General features: G+C 63.1%; 11 protein-coding genes. 6 read left to right on the forward strand and 5 right to left on the reverse strand.

All coding sequences use genetic code 11. The annotated features are described in order from the left end of the window. Positions 1 to 8: 8 nt before the first annotated feature. The 4 genes from HCZ30_RS11175 to murD all read left to right on the forward strand — a co-directional run bounded on the left by HCZ30_RS11175 (position 9) and on the right by murD (position 5,541). A complete protein-coding gene (locus HCZ30_RS11175) occupies positions 9 to 1,511 on the forward strand; it encodes a UDP-N-acetylmuramoyl-L-alanyl-D-glutamate--2,6-diaminopimelate ligase (RefSeq protein ID WP_167638382.1) in 1,503 nt (500 codons plus the stop codon). Next, positions 1,511 to 2,959 (forward strand): UDP-N-acetylmuramoyl-tripeptide--D-alanyl-D-alanine ligase, encoded by a 1,449-nt coding sequence (locus tag HCZ30_RS11180; RefSeq protein ID WP_167638383.1) that lies wholly within the window; start codon positions 1,511 to 1,513, stop codon positions 2,957 to 2,959. Before HCZ30_RS11175 ends, HCZ30_RS11180 begins: the two co-directional genes overlap by 1 nt. 6 nt (positions 2,960 to 2,965) lie before the next feature. Next, positions 2,966 to 4,048: a phospho-N-acetylmuramoyl-pentapeptide-transferase gene (mraY, locus tag HCZ30_RS11185; protein WP_167638384.1), complete on the forward strand. Its 1,083-nt coding sequence runs from the start codon at positions 2,966 to 2,968 to the stop codon at positions 4,046 to 4,048. Positions 4,049 to 4,140: 92 nt separating this feature from the next. Further along, on the forward strand, positions 4,141 to 5,541 hold the full coding sequence (gene murD / locus HCZ30_RS11190) for a UDP-N-acetylmuramoyl-L-alanine--D-glutamate ligase (RefSeq protein ID WP_167638385.1): 1,401 nt from the start codon (positions 4,141 to 4,143) through the stop codon (positions 5,539 to 5,541). A gap of 68 nt (positions 5,542 to 5,609) precedes the next feature. On the opposite strand, the gene HCZ30_RS11195 is transcribed toward murD, so the two are convergent. From HCZ30_RS11195 to HCZ30_RS11205, 3 genes are all read right to left on the reverse strand, one after another. Further along, entirely contained in the window at positions 5,610 to 8,900 is a 3,291-nt protein-coding gene (locus HCZ30_RS11195; RefSeq protein WP_167638386.1) for an error-prone DNA polymerase, read from the reverse strand. Positions 8,901 to 9,101: 201 nt separating this feature from the next. After that, a complete protein-coding gene (locus HCZ30_RS11200; RefSeq protein ID WP_246212761.1) occupies positions 9,102 to 10,649 on the reverse strand; it encodes a Y-family DNA polymerase in 1,548 nt (515 codons plus the stop codon). Then, the gene (locus HCZ30_RS11205) at positions 10,646 to 11,260 is read right to left on the reverse strand and encodes an ImuA family protein (protein ID WP_167638387.1); all 615 of its coding nucleotides are present in this window, start codon (positions 11,258 to 11,260) and stop codon (positions 10,646 to 10,648) included. Before HCZ30_RS11205 ends, HCZ30_RS11200 begins: the two co-directional genes overlap by 4 nt. Positions 11,261 to 11,389: 129 nt before the next feature. On the opposite strand from HCZ30_RS11205, the gene HCZ30_RS11210 reads away from it, so the two are divergent. After that, the gene (locus tag HCZ30_RS11210; RefSeq protein ID WP_167638388.1) at positions 11,390 to 12,709 is read left to right on the forward strand and encodes a cytochrome-c peroxidase; all 1,320 of its coding nucleotides are present in this window, start codon (positions 11,390 to 11,392) and stop codon (positions 12,707 to 12,709) included. Here HCZ30_RS11210 and HCZ30_RS11215 read toward each other — a convergent pair. Continuing rightward, positions 12,706 to 14,184, reverse strand: coding sequence for a CRTAC1 family protein (locus HCZ30_RS11215; protein WP_167638389.1), 1,479 nt, complete (start codon positions 14,182 to 14,184; stop codon positions 12,706 to 12,708). The two genes, HCZ30_RS11210 and HCZ30_RS11215, sit on opposite strands and share 4 nt — an antisense overlap. After that, positions 14,181 to 15,446 carry an ROK family protein gene (locus HCZ30_RS11220; RefSeq protein WP_167638390.1) on the reverse strand — a complete coding sequence of 422 codons (1,266 nt, stop codon included), beginning with the start codon at positions 15,444 to 15,446 and terminating at the stop codon, positions 14,181 to 14,183. The genes HCZ30_RS11215 and HCZ30_RS11220 overlap by 4 nt, the downstream gene beginning before the upstream one ends. A gap of 225 nt (positions 15,447 to 15,671) precedes the next feature. Between HCZ30_RS11220 and HCZ30_RS11225 the strand changes: the two genes are divergently transcribed. Next, positions 15,672 to 16,697: a substrate-binding domain-containing protein gene (locus tag HCZ30_RS11225; protein WP_167638391.1), complete on the forward strand. Its 1,026-nt coding sequence runs from the start codon at positions 15,672 to 15,674 to the stop codon at positions 16,695 to 16,697. The last annotated feature ends 105 nt before the right edge of the window (positions 16,698 to 16,802 follow it).

Here is a 16,802-nt window from a genome sequence, read left to right on the forward strand (position 1 = left end):
CCCTGCATATGAGCGGCACAGAGAAGACATGTTCGCTAGCAGACCTCGGTCTGACTGCTCAGGGCGCCAAAGAAGCCGTCATCAAGGCCATCACCATCGACAGTCGCGAGGTCATGCCGGGCACGCTGTTTGCCGCATTGCCGGGGAGCGCGGTGCATGGCGCGTCCTTCACCGATGCGGCAATCGCCAACGGCGTCAGCGCCATTCTGACCGATGCCGAAGGTGCGAAGATCGCCGCTCCCGCGGTCGAAGGCACTGATATCGCGCTGGTGATTGCCGAAGATCCTCGCGCCACGCTGGCGCAGACCGCCGCGCTTTGGTTCGGACCGCAGCCTGGCGTCATGGTCGGCGTGACCGGCACAAACGGCAAAACTTCGGTCGCGAGCTTCTGCCGCCAGATCTGGACGCACATGGGTCTGGAAGCCGTCAACGTCGGCACCACAGGTGTTGAGGGCGCATGGACCCATCCGCTCCGCCACACCACACCCGATCCGATCACGCTGCAACGGGTGTTGGCCGATGCAGCCCAAAACGGTGTCACCCACGCCGCGATGGAGGCGTCTTCGCATGGCCTCGACCAGCGCCGCCTTGATGGGGTGATCCTGTCCTCGGCTGGCTTTACGAACTTCACCCAAGACCACCTCGACTATCATGAAACCTTCGAAGCTTACTTCGACGCCAAGATGGGCCTCTTCACCCGCGTTCTTCAGCCCGAAGGCACCGCCGTTGTGAACCTCGACGATCCCAAAGGGCCCGAGGTCGCCGCGATTGCCGAGGCGCGCGGTCAGGAGGTCATCGGCGTCGGCCGCGCTGAAGGTGCGCGCCTGCGTCTGCTCGCCCAGCGGTTCGACTCGACAGGGCAGGAGGTCCGCTTCGACTGGCAGGGCAGCGTCCACATGGTGCGCCTCAACCTGATCGGCGGGTTCCAAGCCGAAAACGTCCTGCTGGCTGCCGGTCTGGTGATCGGCGCAGGGGCCGATGCGGAGGAAGTCTTTGCGACCCTCCCGCACCTCACCACCGTGCGCGGGCGTATGCAGCTTGCCGCGACCCGCGAAAACGGTGCGGCAGTGTTCGTCGATTACGCCCACACGCCCGACGCGGTCGAAACCGTGCTCGAAGCGATCCGCCCGCACGTCATGGGCCGCATCATCGCCATCGTCGGCGCTGGCGGTGATCGCGACAAAACCAAGCGCCCGCTCATGGGCGGCGCTGCCGCGCGTCTGGCTGACGTCGTCATCGTGACCGACGACAATCCGCGCACCGAAGACCCTGCCACCATCCGCAAAGCGGTCATGGAAGGGGCATTGGGCGAAAAATCCACGGATGTTTTCGAAATCGGTGACCGCGCCGAGGCGATTTTGCGCGGTGCGGACATGCTTCAGCCCGGAGACGCACTACTTGTCGCGGGCAAAGGGCACGAAACCGGCCAGATCGTCGGCACCGATGTCCTCCATTTTGATGATGCCGAAGTTGCGTCGCAGGCCGTTCTGGCGCTTGACGGAAAGATTTGATGACTGACGTTCTCTGGACTGCGGATGATGCCGCCAAAGCAACCGGCGGCACATCCACCGCCAACTGGCAGGCCACCGGCGTCTCCATCGACACCCGCACGCTCCAACCAGGCGATCTGTTCGTTGCCCTGAAAGCAGCCCGTGACGGTCACGAATTCGTCGCGCAAGCGCTGGAGAAGGGCGCCGCCGCCGCGCTGGTCACGCACCGCCCCGAAGGCGTTGCCGAAGATGCGCCGCTGCTGATTGTGGGTGACGTGCTGAGCGGCCTCGAAGACCTCGGCCGCGCTGCCCGTGCCCGCACCAAGGCGCGCGTTGTAGCCGTAACCGGATCGGTCGGTAAAACCTCGACCAAGGAAATGCTCCGCACCGCGCTCGCGCCGCAGGGCAAGACCCACGCCGCCGAGGCGAGCTACAACAACCATTGGGGCGTGCCGCTGACGCTGGCCCGTATGCCCGCTGACACCCGCTATGCCGTGATCGAAATCGGCATGAGCAATCCTGGAGAGATCGAACCACTCGCCCGCATGGCACGCCCGCACGTTGCGATGGTGACCACCGTGGCTGCCGTTCACCTTGAAGCGTTCGAGAACGTCGAAGGCATCGCGGTTGAAAAAGCCAGCATCGTCAAAGGACTGGAGCCTAAAGGTGTCGCGGTCCTGAACGGCGATCTCGACACCTCGCATATCCTGATCGACGCCGCGAAAGAGCAGCGCGCGAAGGTCGTGACCTTCGGCCAGAACGCTGGCAATCACCACCGGATGCAGGACGTGCGCATCCGCGAGGGCCACACCGTCGGCTGTGCCCGTGCGTGGCGCACCCCCATCCTGATCAAGGTCGGCACCGAAGGCCGCCACTTCGCTGTGAACGCGCTGGGCGTGGTCGCTGCAATGTCCGCGCTAGGAGCTGACCGCGTGCGCGGCCTTATGGACCTTGCAGAGTGGGCTCCGCCCGCAGGTCGCGGCATGATCGAACAGATCCACCTCGATACCGCGCGCTCGGGCGAATACTTCGACCTGCTCGACGATGCCTTCAATGCCAACCCGACCTCGCTGTCGGCCAGCCTAGAAGTGCTCGCATCGCGCCAGCCGCGCGACGGTTGCGGCCGCAAGGTCCGTGGCCGCCGCGTCGCAATCCTCGGCGATATGCTGGAGCTTGGCAATGATGAAGCCGCGATGCACGCCCGCATGGCCGATGATCCGTCGATGGCCGACGTCGATGTCGTCCACTGTGCCGGTCCCCTGATGCGCCACCTGTTCGAGGCTTTGCCCGAAGACCAGCGCGGTCACTACGCGAAAACTGCCAAAGATATGCTCCAGGACGTCTCGCGCCTCGTCGACACCGGCGATGTCGTGCTCGTTAAAGGCTCCAAAGGCAGCAAGATCAGCCTTGTCGTTGACGCGCTGCGGAAATTGGGGCAACGCAGAACAACCACCGACCACGAAGGCTGAACCGACATGCTGTACCTTCTGACCGCTCTTTCCGACGGCGGCGATTTCTTCAACCTGTTCCGGTACATCACCTTCCGCGCTGGCGGAGCTTTCCTGACCGCGCTGCTGTTCGGCTTCATGTTCGGCCGTCCGCTGATCGACGTCCTCCGCCGCAAACAGGGCAAGGGCCAGCCGATCCGCAGCGACGGCCCCGAAGCGCACCTCGCCAAGGTCGGCACCCCCACGATGGGCGGCCTGCTGATCGTCGGCGCACTCGCGTTCTCGACGCTGCTCTGGGCGCGCCTCGACAATGCGTTCGTGCTGCTGACTCTCTTCGTCACGCTGTCCTACGCAGCAATCGGCTTTGCCGACGACTACTCCAAGGTCAGCAAGCAATCGACCGACGGCGTGTCCGGCAAAGTGCGCCTGATCATTGGCTTCGCAGTCGCTGCTATCGCGGGCTACTGGGCCGCGGCTTACCACCCCGCGGACCTAACCAACCAGCTCGCGCTGCCCGTTTTCAAGAACACGCTGATCAACCTCAGCTGGCTCTTCGTGCCTTTCGCAATGCTTGTCATCGTCGGCGCTGCGAACGCTGTGAACTTTACCGACGGCCTCGATGGCCTCGCAATCATGCCCGTGATGATCGCGGCCGGCACCTTCGGCATCATCGCCTATATCGTCGGCCGTTCGGACTTCACCGAATACCTCGACGTGCACTACGTGCCCGACACAGCAGAAATCACTGTCTTCTGCGCCGCCCTGATCGGCGGTGGCCTCGGCTTCCTGTGGTACAACGCCCCGCCTGCTGCGGTCTTCATGGGCGACACCGGCTCGCTGGCTCTGGGCGGCGCGCTCGGCTCCATCGCCGTTGCCACCAAACACGAGATCGTTCTAGCCATCGTCGGAGGGCTTTTCGTGATGGAGACCCTCTCGGTCATCATTCAGGTGCTCTACTTCAAACGCACCGGCAAGCGCGTGTTCCTCATGGCACCGATCCACCACCACTACGAAAAGAAGGGCTGGTCCGAGCCGCAGATCGTGATCCGCTTCTGGATCATCTCGCTGATCCTCGCCATGATCGGCCTCGCGACGCTCAAAGTGCGCTGAGCCGCTTTTCACTTTGACCTAAATACCTTGGGGGAGCCCCGCAGGGGCGGGGGCAAAGCCCCCATCCGCCCGCAGATTTTACGGAGTGCCGGATGATCCCTGTTCGTGGATACGAAAACCAGACCGTCGCGATCCTCGGCCTTGGCCGTTCGGGGCGGGCGACCGCAAAGGCGCTGATGGCAGGCTGTGCGAATGCCGTCGCTTGGGACGATAACCCCGCCGCGCGTGAGGCGGCAGAGGCCGACGGCATCATCATCCGCGATCTTTCGCGGCAGGGCGCGTTTCTGGATGTGAGCTGCCTCGTCGTCTCGCCCGGTATTCCGCACCTTTATCCGACACCGAATGCCGTGATCGCGGCTGCGTGGGACGCGAATGTGCCGGTGGATAACGACATCGGCCTGTTCTTCCGTTCTTTCGCATCGCGAGATTGGGACGAGTTCGACCAGCCGCCGCGCGTTGTCGCGGTGACGGGTTCAAACGGCAAATCGACAACTTCGGCGCTGATCCACCACATTCTGACCCAAGCCGGCAAACCCGCGCAGCTCGCCGGTAATATCGGGCGCGGGGTGTTCGATATCGACCCTGCCATCGACGGCGAGATCGTGGTGCTCGAACTGTCGTCTTACCAGACCGAGCTGGCCCGTTCGCTGACGCCCGACATCGCAGTGCTGACGAACCTGTCGCCCGACCACCTCGACCGTCACGCAGGCATCGGTGGCTACTTTGCCGCTAAGCGCCGCCTCTTTGCCGAAGGCGCGCCTGACCGTAATATCATCGGTGTCGACGAGATCGAGGGCCGGTTCCTCGCCAACCAGCTGTCCGAGGCGCAGGGTGACGACCGCGTTCTTCGAATCTCGAACACACGCAAACTCGACGATGCCGGTTGGACCGTTTTTGCCCGCAAAGGCTTCCTGTCCGAGTGGCGCAAGGGCCGCCAGATCGGCAGCATCGACCTGCGCGAGATCGCGGGACTTCCGGGCGCCCATAATCACCAGAACGCCTGCGCGGCCTATGCAGTTTGCCGCTGCCTTGGACTGGGTCCGAAGCAGATCGAGGAAGGGATGCGGAGCTACGGTGGCTTGCCGCACCGCTCGCAGCTTGTCGGCGAAAAAGACGGCGTGACCTTCGTCAACGACTCCAAAGCGACGAACGTGGAAAGCGCGGCGAAGGCTTTGCAAGCGTTCAAACGCATTCGCTGGATTTGCGGCGGTCTCGAAAAAGAAGGCGGGCTGGATGGCCTGCTGCCGCATGTTGGCTCGGTTGCCAAAGCCTATGTCATAGGCCGCGAGGCGGCTGCTTTCGCGATGAAGCTCAAGGACGTCGAGACCGAGGTTTGCACCACGATGGAGAACGCGGTCGCATTGGCGGCTGCCGAGGCCGAAGAGGGCGATACGGTGCTGCTCGCGCCTGCTTGCGCGAGTTTCGACCAGTACAACAGCTTCGAGAAGCGGGGCGAGGATTTCATCGCTCAGGTCGCGAAGATCACCGGCTGAGGGGCGCTGCCCCTCTTGGCCTGCGGCCAATTCACCCCCGGATATTTTTAGCACAAAGGCAGGCGCGGCTAGTGGAAGTCGCGGCTTTTGGGAATGATGCGGACATCGCGCGGATGGCGCTGCGGGAGAGGGCGGTTCACTTCGTCCGCGCGAGACATCGGCGCGGGCATGTTTTCGGGCGCGAGCCTTTGGAGTGCGTCCGAGCGGTCCACCAGATGTTCGGCGACGATGTGGATGATCTCGCCCTCCCGTTGGACATAACCGTGCACTTCGAGCAGGCGGGCCTGCATGATGGTTTTGCGGTAGGCCTCCATCACTTTGGGCCAGACGACGATGTTGGCGACGCCGGTTTCGTCTTCGGTCGTGATAAAGCACACGCCTTTGGCCGAGCCGGGGCGTTGGCGGATCAGAACGAGGCCCGCTAGTTTTACCTTTTGCCAAGGCCGTGTGTGCATCAGGTCGGCGCTCGACAGGTAGCGCTGTTTGGTCAGGCTGCGGCGCATGAAGGCCATCGGGTGCGCTTTGAGCGAGAGGCGCAGTGTCTGGTAATCGGCGACGACCTGTTCGCAGACGGGCATTTCGGGCAGGGCGACGGCGGGTTCCTGTCCTTCGTCGCGGGTTTCGCGGAACAGGGGCAAGTCGGGGGCGTCATAGAGTGATTTCGCCTCCCACAGCGCTTGCCGTCTGTCGATGAAGAGCGAGCGCATGGCGTCTGCTTCGGCCAGTTTGCGGATGTGGGCGGCGCTGATGCCAGCCTCTTGCAGGGATTTGACGTCCCGGAACGGGTGCTGACGTGCGGCGACGAGCCGCAGGGCCGCCGCCTGGGGCAGGCCGCTGATCTGGCGCATGCCGAGGCGCACCGCGAAGGCATTGCCATAGGGTTCGAGCGTGTTGTCCCAGTGCGAATAGTTCACGTCGATCGGCAGCACGGTCACATTGTGTTCACGCGCATCGCGGACGATCTGGGCGGGGGCGTAGAAGCCCATCGGTTGCGAGTTCAGCAGGGCGGCGCAAAAGGCCGCCGGATAATGGCATTTCAGCCAGCTCGATACATAGACCAGCTGGGCAAAGCTGGCGGCGTGGCTTTCGGGAAAGCCGTATTCGCCAAAGCCCTTGATCTGGTCAAAGCAGCGGCGGGCGAAGTCTTCCTGATAGCCGCGGCGCACCATGCGGCCGACCATTTTGTCCTGTAGCTTCTCGATGGTGCCGCGACTGCGGAACGTGGCCATCGCTTTGCGCAGCTCGTTCGCTTCGGCCGGAGAGAACTCCGCTGCTTCAATCGCGATTTTCATCGCTTGTTCCTGAAAGATCGGCACGCCGTAGGTCCGCCCGAGGATGTTGCGCAACTCGTCCGCATTGTGGGGCGGCGCGGGGGACGGGTAGATGATCGGCTCCTCGCCGTTGCGGCGTTTGAGATAGGGGTGGACCATGTCGCCTTGGATGGGGCCAGGGCGGACGATGGCGACCTCTACCACGAGGTCGTAGAATTCACGCGGACGCAGACGCGGGAGCATGTTCATCTGCGCGCGGCTCTCGACCTGAAACACGCCAACACTATCGCCGCGGCAGAGCATCTGGTAGACGCGCGGGTCCTCTTTGGGTGTCGTGGCCAAGGTGAAGTGCCGGTCGTAATGCGCTGAAATGATGTCATAACATTTGCGGATGCAGGTCAGCATCCCCAGCGCGAGGATGTCGACCTTGAGGATGCCGAGCGCGTCAATGTCGTCCTTGTCCCACTCGATAAAACTGCGGTCCGCCATCGCACCGTTGCCGATGGGGACCGTCTCGGTCAGGGGGCGTTCGGTCAGGATAAAGCCGCCGACGTGCTGCGACAGGTGGCGCGGCATTCCGATCAGTTGGCGGGCAATGATGATCGTGCGGCGCAGCAGCGGGTCGGACAGGTTGAGGCCCGCCTCGTTCAGATGCTTCTCACCGATGTCGGTCCCCCACGATCCCCAAACGGTGCGCGCAATGGCGTTGGTCACATCCTCCGAAAGGCCCATGACCTTGCCCACCTCGCGGATGGCCGAGCGCGGACGGTAGTGGATCACCGTGGCGCACAGCCCCGCGCGATCGCGCCCGTATTTGCTGTAGATGTGTTGGATGACCTCCTCGCGCCGTTCGTGCTCGAAGTCGACGTCGATATCGGGTGGCTCCTTGCGTTCCTCGCTGATGAAACGCTCGAACAGAAGCTGGTGCTGCGCGGGATCGACCGCCGTGATCCCGAGAACATAGCACACGGCAGAGTTCGCGGCAGACCCGCGCCCCTGACACAGAATAGGGGGCGAGCAGTCGTGGCGGGCAAAGCAGATGATGTCATGGATCGTCAGGAAATACCGAGCGATGTCGAGCTTCTCGATCATCCGCAGTTCCTTTTCGAGCGTCCGTCGCGTCTCCTCCGGAATACCGTCAGGATAACGCCATTCGGCGCCCTGCCACGTGAGGTCTTCGAGGTGGCTCTGCGGGGTTTTGTCTTCGGGCACAACCTCGCGTGGATACTCATAGGACAACTGGCGCAGATCGAAGGTGATGCTGTCCGCGATCTCTCGCGTCGCGTGAATAGCATGGGGCCACTCGGCGAACAGGCGGCACATCTCGGCCGGAGATTTCAGGTGGCGCTCCGCATTCGGCTCCAGAAGGAAGCCCGCCTCGGTGATTTTCACCTTCTCGCGGATACAGCTCATCACGTCCTGAAGCGGACGGCGGTGCGGCGCATGATACAGCACATCGTTCGTCGCCATCAGGCACATCCCGTTCCGCCGCGCGATCTGATCCAGTTGATTGAGCCGCGCCTTGTCATCGCCGCGATAGAGATACGCCGCCGCAAGATGGGACAATTGGGGAAGCGCTCGTTTCAGCCGCCCGAGCCGGACTTGCCAATGCACGATATCGTTAGGCGGTACAGCGATCAGGATCATGCCTTCGGCAGCGGCCTTCAGATCGGCGAGGGTGATGTGACAATCTCCCTTGGCCTGCCATGCGCCATCTACCGTCTGTCGCTTGCCTTTGGACAGAAGGGCGGACAGCCGCCCGTAAGCCTCGCGGTCGCGCGGATAAACGAGGAACTGGTCACCCTCGTGAAGCGCGATCCGACAACCCACGAGCGCCTTCACGCAGGCTTTCTCGGTCTCTGTATAAACGCGGACAACGCCGGCGAGCGTATTGAGGTCGGCCACCCCGATCGCGTCATATCCCTCGCTCCACGCAGCGTGCGCAATCTCGCTCCCGTCGGACGCCCCGCGCAGAAACGAAAAGCAGGACGTCAGGCCGAGTTCGACGAAAACCGACTTGGGATGGGGAGTATAGGTGACATCTTCCGGAAGTGAGTGCTTGGGATGATGCTTTTCCACTTCAGGCACAGCATCGTCCTTTTCACTTTGATAAAAATACCTCGGGGGTGAATTGGCCCGATAGGGTCAAGAGGGGGCAGAGCCCCCGAATGCCGCCGGTAGGGCGGCCACCGAAAATGCCGGACGGCTCCCGTCCGGCGTTGGGGGCTTTGCCCCCGGCCTGCGGCCTCCCCCAAGGTATTTGGGTCAGAATGAAGAGCGCGGCGCTCATCAGAGGAACAGGCCGTGCATGAACCACAGGGGATCGAAGCCGCGTCCGTCGTTGAGGAGCCCGTTGCGGTAGATCCAGAGGCGCAGGCCGTATTGTTCCTCGATCCGGTAGTAGTCGCGGATGCGGCTCGAGGCGCGGTCATTCCACCATTCGGGGGCAATCCGTTCGGGGCCTTCGTAGCGGTTGATCCTGTGGACTAGCTTGCGCCAAGAAAACTGTGCGGGCGGGCCTTCCGGAACGGCATAGAGCACCCTGATTTCTTCGGGGTGCTCGAGCAGGCGGCAGGGGCGTTGCAGGTTGATCGGTGTGGGGTAGGCATCGGATGCCAGCGCCGTTTGCCAGTGTTCCTGTCGTTCGGGCATGTGCCGCGGGGTGTGCTTGGGGCGCAGGACGGCGGGCGGGCCGAAGCGGGCGATGAGCCTATCGATGGTTCGCGCCGTTGCCTCTGAGTGATCGGGTTTGCGGTCGAGCCGCGTCTGGCGCGTGCCGATCTGTTCGTTGGCCGACCCGATCAGCGTGATCAGGTCAAAACCGAAACCTGGATCGATGCTCTCGAGCTTTCCGTCGAAGAGGCGGGCGATGTGCTTTGGGTCGCGGGTGGCTTGGCTGGTGGCGCAGGTGACGGAAGAGACCTCTCCATCGGTGCGGTAGACGGTGAGGTGCACACGGCGGAGGCCTTTGCCTTCGTCATGGAGATGGGTGCAGAGTTCCTCGGCCAGCTGGGGAATCCATTCGGTCGGATCCTGAACAGGCTCGGCCAGTCGCGATTGCACCACGAAACGCGGCGGATCCTTGGGGGCGGTCAGCGGCTCGGCGAGTTTGCCTGTCATCTGGTCCAACCGCATCAGCGGGTTTTCTTCCAGCGCATTGCGGGCAAAACGGCGGGTGAGCGGCACGCGCGGTGTTGCCAGAAGATCACCGATGGTTTTGAGGCCGAGGCGGTTCAGCAGGGTGACGGTTTCGCCTGCGATGCGCAGCGCGCGGACAGAAAGCGCCGCGAGTTGGCCGTCCATCACGTCGTGGCAGATCGCGGCGCCTGTGCCGTAGCGGGCCAGCGCCCATGCGGCGCCGTGCGTCGGGGCGATGGCGAGGCGGCAGGTCATGCCCGCGCGGGCGAGGTCGGCCTCGACCTTGCGCAGGAAGCCGTCCTCTCCGCCGAAGAGGTGCGCGCAGCCGGTCACGTCCAGCACGAGGCCGCCCTTGCCATCAATCGCGGACCACGGCGCCCAGCGGCGGGACCAGAGCATCAGGCGTTCGAGGGCGTGTTTTTCGGCGTGTAGGTCCGCGTGTTCCATCCGCAGGTCGGGGCATAGTGCGCGCATGTCCACCACGCGGGCGCCTGCATGGATACCTTGGGCTTCGGCGGCGGGATTGACCGCATGGACGACGGGGCCGCGCGGGGTGTCGAGGCCCAGAGCGCAGGGCTTTTCAGAGTCCAGCGTTTCGCCGCGGCGGCGGGCGCGGATTTCCCAATGCTCCATTCCGAAACGGGGCAGGTAAACCGAAAGAATGCGGCGGGGTTTGCTCATGTCAGGGGCGGTCGTCATTGGATCGCTCCGTTGGCGAAGGTGTGGGCGTCTGCTTCAATTCCATGCTCGAAGTGCATGTTTTCGTTTTCGTATTTCACAACCCAGCGACCCGTCTTTCCGTTGCGGCTGCGGAACAGTTCGGCCTCCCACATGGGGGTGCCGGGGGCTTGGGCATTCCACGGGTGACGCAGCGATTGCAGCGAGGCGACGCGCCAGCGGTTACGCGCGGCACTCAGGTTGGGCTGGGCGGAACGGCGGATCATCCAGCCGGGAACCTCGTGACGTTCGGCGCGCAGGGCCAGACGTTTGGTGGCGGTGAAATCCAGTACCTGCGGGTCGCCCCAAATTTCCCCCAGAACCGCGCCGAAACCGGAGCAGTTTAGCCCTTCCTCCATCGCCCAGAGGACATCGACGGGGCGCTTGGCGTCCACATACACGATCTCCATCGGGCGGAGCATTCCGGGCATGTAGGGGCGGCCCGATTCCTTGCGGGAAATGCGGTCCTGAATCCACAAAACGGGCTTGTCCGACTTGATATGCGCCAGCACGAAACCGACCGGCGCAGCGTCGATCGCGCGGTTGCAGAAGACTTCGGACAATGTGGGTTCGTCGGGGCAGGGATGTGTCATGTTCTCGTCCAATGTTCTTCTTTTGTTCTAATTCGAGTCGCTCTGTTCGTCAAATATTCTGATGGGCAGTGAGGCGTTGACCTTGCGCCCCATACAGCGATGATAGGCGCGGGACGCAGGGAGGAAAAAATGCGGGAATCCATTGGAATCAGCGCTTTGCTGGTCATGCTCGGCGGTGCTGTTTGGGCTGCGGACGGGCTTCCCGATCCTGTGATCGACAGCGATTTTGCGCCTGTGAACATGGACGAAGCCGCTCTGGGGCAGCTTTTGTTCTACGATCCCGTTCTTTCGGGGAATCGCGAGGTGTCCTGTGCCACCTGCCACCATCCCAAGCATGGCACGGGCGATGGCTTGTCGCTGCCCTTGGGGGACGGCGGGCATGGTCTGGGTATGGACCGTCTGGCCGATCAGGAGAACCTGCCCGAGCAGCGTGTCCCGCGTAATGCGCAGGCGCTTTTCAACCTCGGTGCCCATGAATTCACACGACTTTTCCATGATGGCCGCGTCGAAGAAGACCCGAACCGTCCCGGTGGTCTGCGAACCCCGCTGGACGAGGAAATGGTCGCGGGTTTCGACTCGATTCTGTCGGCGCAAACGATGTTCCCCGTGCTCAGCCCAGACGAAATGGCCGGCCATTATTCCGAGAACGAAGTGGCCAAGGCCGTGCGACTCGGCACACTGACGGCAGAGGGCGGTGCATGGGATCTGATCTCGCGCCGCGTGGCGGAGATTCCCGCATATGCCGACCGCTTCAAAGACGTCTACGGGCTTGAGGCGCAGGAGATCGGATTCACCGACATCTCCAACGCGATCGCCGCGTTCATGGCGCACGAATGGCGCTCCGATACGTCGCCGTTCGACGCCTATCTGCGGGGCGAGGGCGAGCTGTCCGCCGATGCGATGGCGGGGATGGAGTTGTTCTACGGCGACGCGGGCTGCGCGTCCTGCCACTCGGGCAAATTCCAGACCGACCAGCAGTTCCATGCGACCGGCCAGCCGCAGATCGGACCGGGCAAGGGTGCGCGGTTCGAGACCCACGCGCGGGACGAAGGCCGCTTCCGTGTGACGGGCGATCCGGCGAACCTCTATGCGTTCCGCACCCCGTCGCTGCGCAATGTGGAACTGACTGCGCCCTACGGTCACGCAGGGGCTTACGCGACGCTCGAAGGGTTCATCGAGGCCCACGCCGATCCGGTTGCCGCGCTCGAAAACTACGACCGTTCGCAGGCGATGCTGCCCGCGCTCGAGGTGTCCGATTGGCGCATCATGGACGATCCGGCAGAGGTCGAGGCGATCATTGCCGCCAACGCAATGCCCACGGTCGAGCTCAGCGAAAGCGACATTGCAGAGCTTGTCGCGTTCCTTGGCGCACTCACCGATCCCGTCGCGAAAAGCGGCCGGATGGGTGTTCCGGCCACCGTGCCGAGCGGTCTGCCTGTCGCGAATTAATGCTGGATGATCAGAGGTCTATCGGCCTTGGCTAAGGTGGTGCTTTCAGTGCCATTCGGCCAAGTCACCGTGACCTCTGCCTCCGCCGCATCGCCCAGACCGAAGTGGAGCGGCAACGCCTGACCGCCCGCATGGCCGCCGCCGACAGTCACCTGCTGGGTGCGGCTCACGCCGTTTGCGGTGACGGTCACTTGCGCGCCGATGGCGTTCCGGTTGCCGCCTTCCTGCTCCAGCGCAATGGACAGCCAGTGGCCCGTGCCTTCGGTGACATTGCGGTAAATCTCCAGCGGAGCGCGGCGGTTCAGGACCAGCAGATCCAGCCGCCCGTCGAGGTCGAAATCCGCCAGCGCCGCGCCGCGAGAACGGTCGGTCGTATCAACGCCCGCAACATCCGCTTTCTCGACGAAGTGTCCGTCTGCCTGCTGCATCAGCAGGTTGTTGGGGTCGTGGATCGCGTTGGTCGGCATCTGGTCGACGTTGCCTTTGGCGATGAACAGATCGTCCAGCCCGTCGTTGTCGATATCGCCGAACTGCGCGTGCCAGCCCGTCGACGGACGCCCGTCCGAGCCGTCGAACGGGATTTGCGCGTAGGTGCCGATGTCGTAGCGGGCGGCGGCGTAGGTGCCGTCGCCTTGGGCAAAGCTGAGGACATTGTCGCCCATCGAGGTCAGCATCACCTCGTCCTTGCCGTCGCTATCGAGGTCGCGGCTCGCGATGCCCATTCCCCAGATCGACAGCTTCTTCCAACCGTCCTCTTCGGTGAGGAAACGGCGGTCCGCGATGTCCCACATCTGCTCCCATCCGCCGCGCACATAGTACTGGCGATCGTTCGACAGGCGCAGCGTCATGCGGCCCCGCGCATCGCGGGCGGCCAGCATGGAGAGGGGGCAGAACCCGGGTTCCAGCGTCTCGCTCACGTATCCATCGCTCTCAGGGCGCAGGGTCGCGTTGGTATCGCAGGCAAAGAACGGACCGTCCGGATTGGCGCGGTCGACGTAGTTTCCGACGGCCATCACGGGGCGCTCTTCATCCTCCCACCATGCGGTGAAGGCGGTGGACCACGCCTCGCCGCCGTCGGGAATGCCCCATTCGGAAGTCGCGTCGGTGAAGCTACAATCGGGGCCGCCCTTCAACGCGATGTTCGGACCGGCGCGCAGCACGAACAGGTCCATCCAGCCGTCAGCATTGATGTCGAGCGGGTAGGCGCCGGTGGTGTGCAGCATCTCGGGCAGGGTGCCGTCATGGAACGCGAAGTCGCCGTCATTGACGAAGAGGCTCGCGGGATTGTCCCCGCCAGCGGCAAAGAAATCGGGCAGGTCGTCGCCGTTGCAATCAAAGACAGCAACACCGCCACCCACGAAATGCTCCCACCCGCCGACATAGGCGTGCTCGGTCAGCGCGTCCGAGTGGTTTTCGAACGCGGGATCGGCAACGGCATTCGTCGCCAGAAGCAACAGGGGCAGGGTGCGGATCATGACTGGCCTCCCAGCGCAGCGGCAGTGATTTCGGATAGTGCCAGTGCAGCAGCGCCGCGTGCCCACACAAGGTCGCCCCACGCGTGGGTTTCGATTTTGCATTCGGGCGGGCCGTTAAAGAGGATCAGATCGCGCGTCTCGCTCATCACCTCGTCGGCGTAGAGGTATTCGTAGCGCATCCGTTCGCCCGACACGATGATCAGCCCCGGATCGAACAGCTGCACGACGTTCGCGAGCCCGAGGGCGAGGTAGCGCCCTGCACGGCGGAAGATCGTCAGTGCCGCTTGATTGCCCGCCTGCGCCTGACCGTACAGGGTTTCCAGCATGGCATGCGGGCTTTGCAGGTTGCGGGTGTTGCGGCCAAGCGCGGTGGAGGCCTCGCGTACCAGCGCATAGTCGGCGAGATACGCCTCCAGACAGCCGCGTTGACCGCAACGGCATAGCGCCCCGTCGAGCTGGACCTTCATATGCCCCAGCTCGAGCGCCATGCGACGCGTACCGCGATAGAGGCGGTTGTTGAGTACCAGCCCCATACCCACGCCGTGTTCGATCGTGACCACCGCGAATTCGGACCGTGACCGCCCCGCGCCGAACCACAGCTCGGCCAGCGTCAGGACGTTCGCGTCGTTGTCCAGATGGACGGGCACGTCGAAGCGTTCTTCGAACGCCGCGCGGAATTCGATGTCGTTCTCCAGCATCAGCGGCGACCAGTGGACGATGCCCGAGGTGTTGTCGCACAGGCCCGAAATCCCGATGCCGATGGCCGAAACCTCGCGGACCTTCATGCCGCGCGGGGTGAGGAGGGCCATGATCAGCTGCTCGGTTTCCGCCAAAAGCTGGTCGAGCGTCTTTCGAACGGGCGGGGTAGGGAGTGTCGCATCGGCGAGCTGGTTCCCCGCGAGGTCCGTCAGAACGGCAGTGTGATTCTCGTCCGAAAGCTTGATGCCGATGACGTAGTGGGTCTCTGCCACAACCTCGAGCGCGACAGGAGGGCGGCCACGGCCCGACTCGCGGGGGGTGCCTTCGACCTCGCGCAGCCATCCGGTGGAGATCAGGTCAGAAGTGACCGCGGTCGTCGATCCGGCACTGATTCCCAGCGCGCGGGTCACATCGGCGCGCGCGGCACGGCCTGATGCACGCACATGTTCGAAGACTTTCTGGCGCAACGGGGTCGCGTCATATCCACTCGAAGCAAGCAACGGGCCGCATCCCTTAGGAAAATCATCGGGTGCGGGCATCGCGTCAGCGGGCCGGTCATACATTTTTCATTCCTTGAAGTATTTATCTCCACTCCTCCAGCAGAGACGTCCTCCTGATCCCGAATCTAATCATGATTTGCAGGACTTCCCAAGTGAAAAGCTAAAAATTTGATCCCTGAACGAAAATTTTATTTTGACAACTGAATATAATTCGCCATGGTTGATGGTGTCGGATCAACGTCCGGCATCTGCGTCGCACTGCGATGTGGAAACCTTTGGGAGGAAATCATGAATAAATACATCATCGCCGCTGCGGTTGCAGTGGCCGGTTTCAACTCGGCTGCAATGGCCGAAGGTCTCACCATCGGCGTTAGCTGGTCGAACTTCCAGGAAGAGCGCTGGAAAACCGACGAAGCCGCGATGAAGGCTGCAATCGAAGCCAACGGCGATACCTACATTTCTTCGGACGCTCAGAACTCGGCAGCCAAGCAGCTGACCGACGTCGAAGCTCTGATCGCTCAGGGCGCTGACGCTCTGGTCATCCTGTCGGTCGACAAGGACGCCATCGGCCCGGCTATCGATATGGCTTCGAACGAAGACATTCCGGTTGTCGGCTACGACCGTTTGATCGAAGACGAGCGCGCCTTCTACCTGACCTTCGACAACAAGGGCGTCGGCCGCATCATCGCTGAAACCGTCACCGCAGCCCAGCCGGACGGCAACTTCGCCATCATCAAAGGCGACCAGGGTGACCCGAACGCGCTGTTCCTGCTCGAAGGTATGATGGAAGTCATCGGCGACGACGTCGAAGCTGGCAACATCACCATCGTTGGTGAAAGCTTCACCGACGGCTGGAAGCCGGACAACGCCCAGAAGAACATGGAGCAGATCCTGACCGCCAACGACAACAACGTCGACGCGGTTCTGGCTGAAAACGACGGCATGGCCGGCGGCGTTATCGCTGCTCTGCAAGCGCAGGGTATGGTGATCCCGGTTGGTGGTCAGGACGGCGACCTTGCTGCTCTGAACCGCGTTGCCCGCGGCACCCAGACCGTTTCGGTCTGGAAAGACTCGCGCGCTCTGGGTTCGGCTGCCGGTAACATCGCTGCTGCTCTCGCAAACGGCACTGCAATGGCAGACGTAGACGGCGCAGAAGCATGGTCGGGCGGCGCCAACGGCGTTGAAATGACCGCGATCTTCCTCGATCCGACCCCGGTAACCGTCGACAACCTCGACGTTGTTATCGACGCTGGCCACATCTCGAAAGAGCAGGCTTGCGAAGGTGCGATGGATAGCGTTGCTGCCTGCCAGTAATCACTGATCCGCAATAACCGGTACCGCTCCGAAAGGGGCGGTGCCGACGACCTCCGCCTCTCAGGCGCTCCGTGACGGCAATGATCCGCACGGACCAGTCTCATT

The organism is Marivivens donghaensis, from assembly GCF_011806565.1.
GTDB classification, from domain to species: Bacteria; Pseudomonadota; Alphaproteobacteria; order Rhodobacterales; family Rhodobacteraceae; genus Marivivens; species Marivivens donghaensis_A.

What these genes read in the sequence shown, in the direction of transcription:
- HCZ30_RS11175 (WP_167638382.1), top strand. Translation starts at nt 9, where the DNA reads ATGAGCGGCACAGAGAAGACATGTTCGCTAGCAGACCTCGGTCTGACT.
- HCZ30_RS11180 (WP_167638383.1), top strand. Translation starts at nt 1,511, where the DNA reads ATGACTGACGTTCTCTGGACTGCGGATGATGCCGCCAAAGCAACCGGC.
- mraY (WP_167638384.1), top strand. Translation starts at nt 2,966, where the DNA reads ATGCTGTACCTTCTGACCGCTCTTTCCGACGGCGGCGATTTCTTCAAC.
- murD (WP_167638385.1), top strand. Translation starts at nt 4,141, where the DNA reads ATGATCCCTGTTCGTGGATACGAAAACCAGACCGTCGCGATCCTCGGC.
- HCZ30_RS11200 (WP_246212761.1), bottom strand. Translation starts at nt 10,649, where the DNA reads ATGACGACCGCCCCTGACATGAGCAAACCCCGCCGCATTCTTTCGGTT.
- HCZ30_RS11205 (WP_167638387.1), bottom strand. Translation starts at nt 11,260, where the DNA reads ATGACACATCCCTGCCCCGACGAACCCACATTGTCCGAAGTCTTCTGC.
- HCZ30_RS11210 (WP_167638388.1), top strand. Translation starts at nt 11,390, where the DNA reads ATGCGGGAATCCATTGGAATCAGCGCTTTGCTGGTCATGCTCGGCGGT.
- HCZ30_RS11215 (WP_167638389.1), bottom strand. Translation starts at nt 14,184, where the DNA reads ATGATCCGCACCCTGCCCCTGTTGCTTCTGGCGACGAATGCCGTTGCC.
- HCZ30_RS11220 (WP_167638390.1), bottom strand. Translation starts at nt 15,446, where the DNA reads ATGTATGACCGGCCCGCTGACGCGATGCCCGCACCCGATGATTTTCCT.
- HCZ30_RS11225 (WP_167638391.1), top strand. Translation starts at nt 15,672, where the DNA reads ATGAATAAATACATCATCGCCGCTGCGGTTGCAGTGGCCGGTTTCAAC.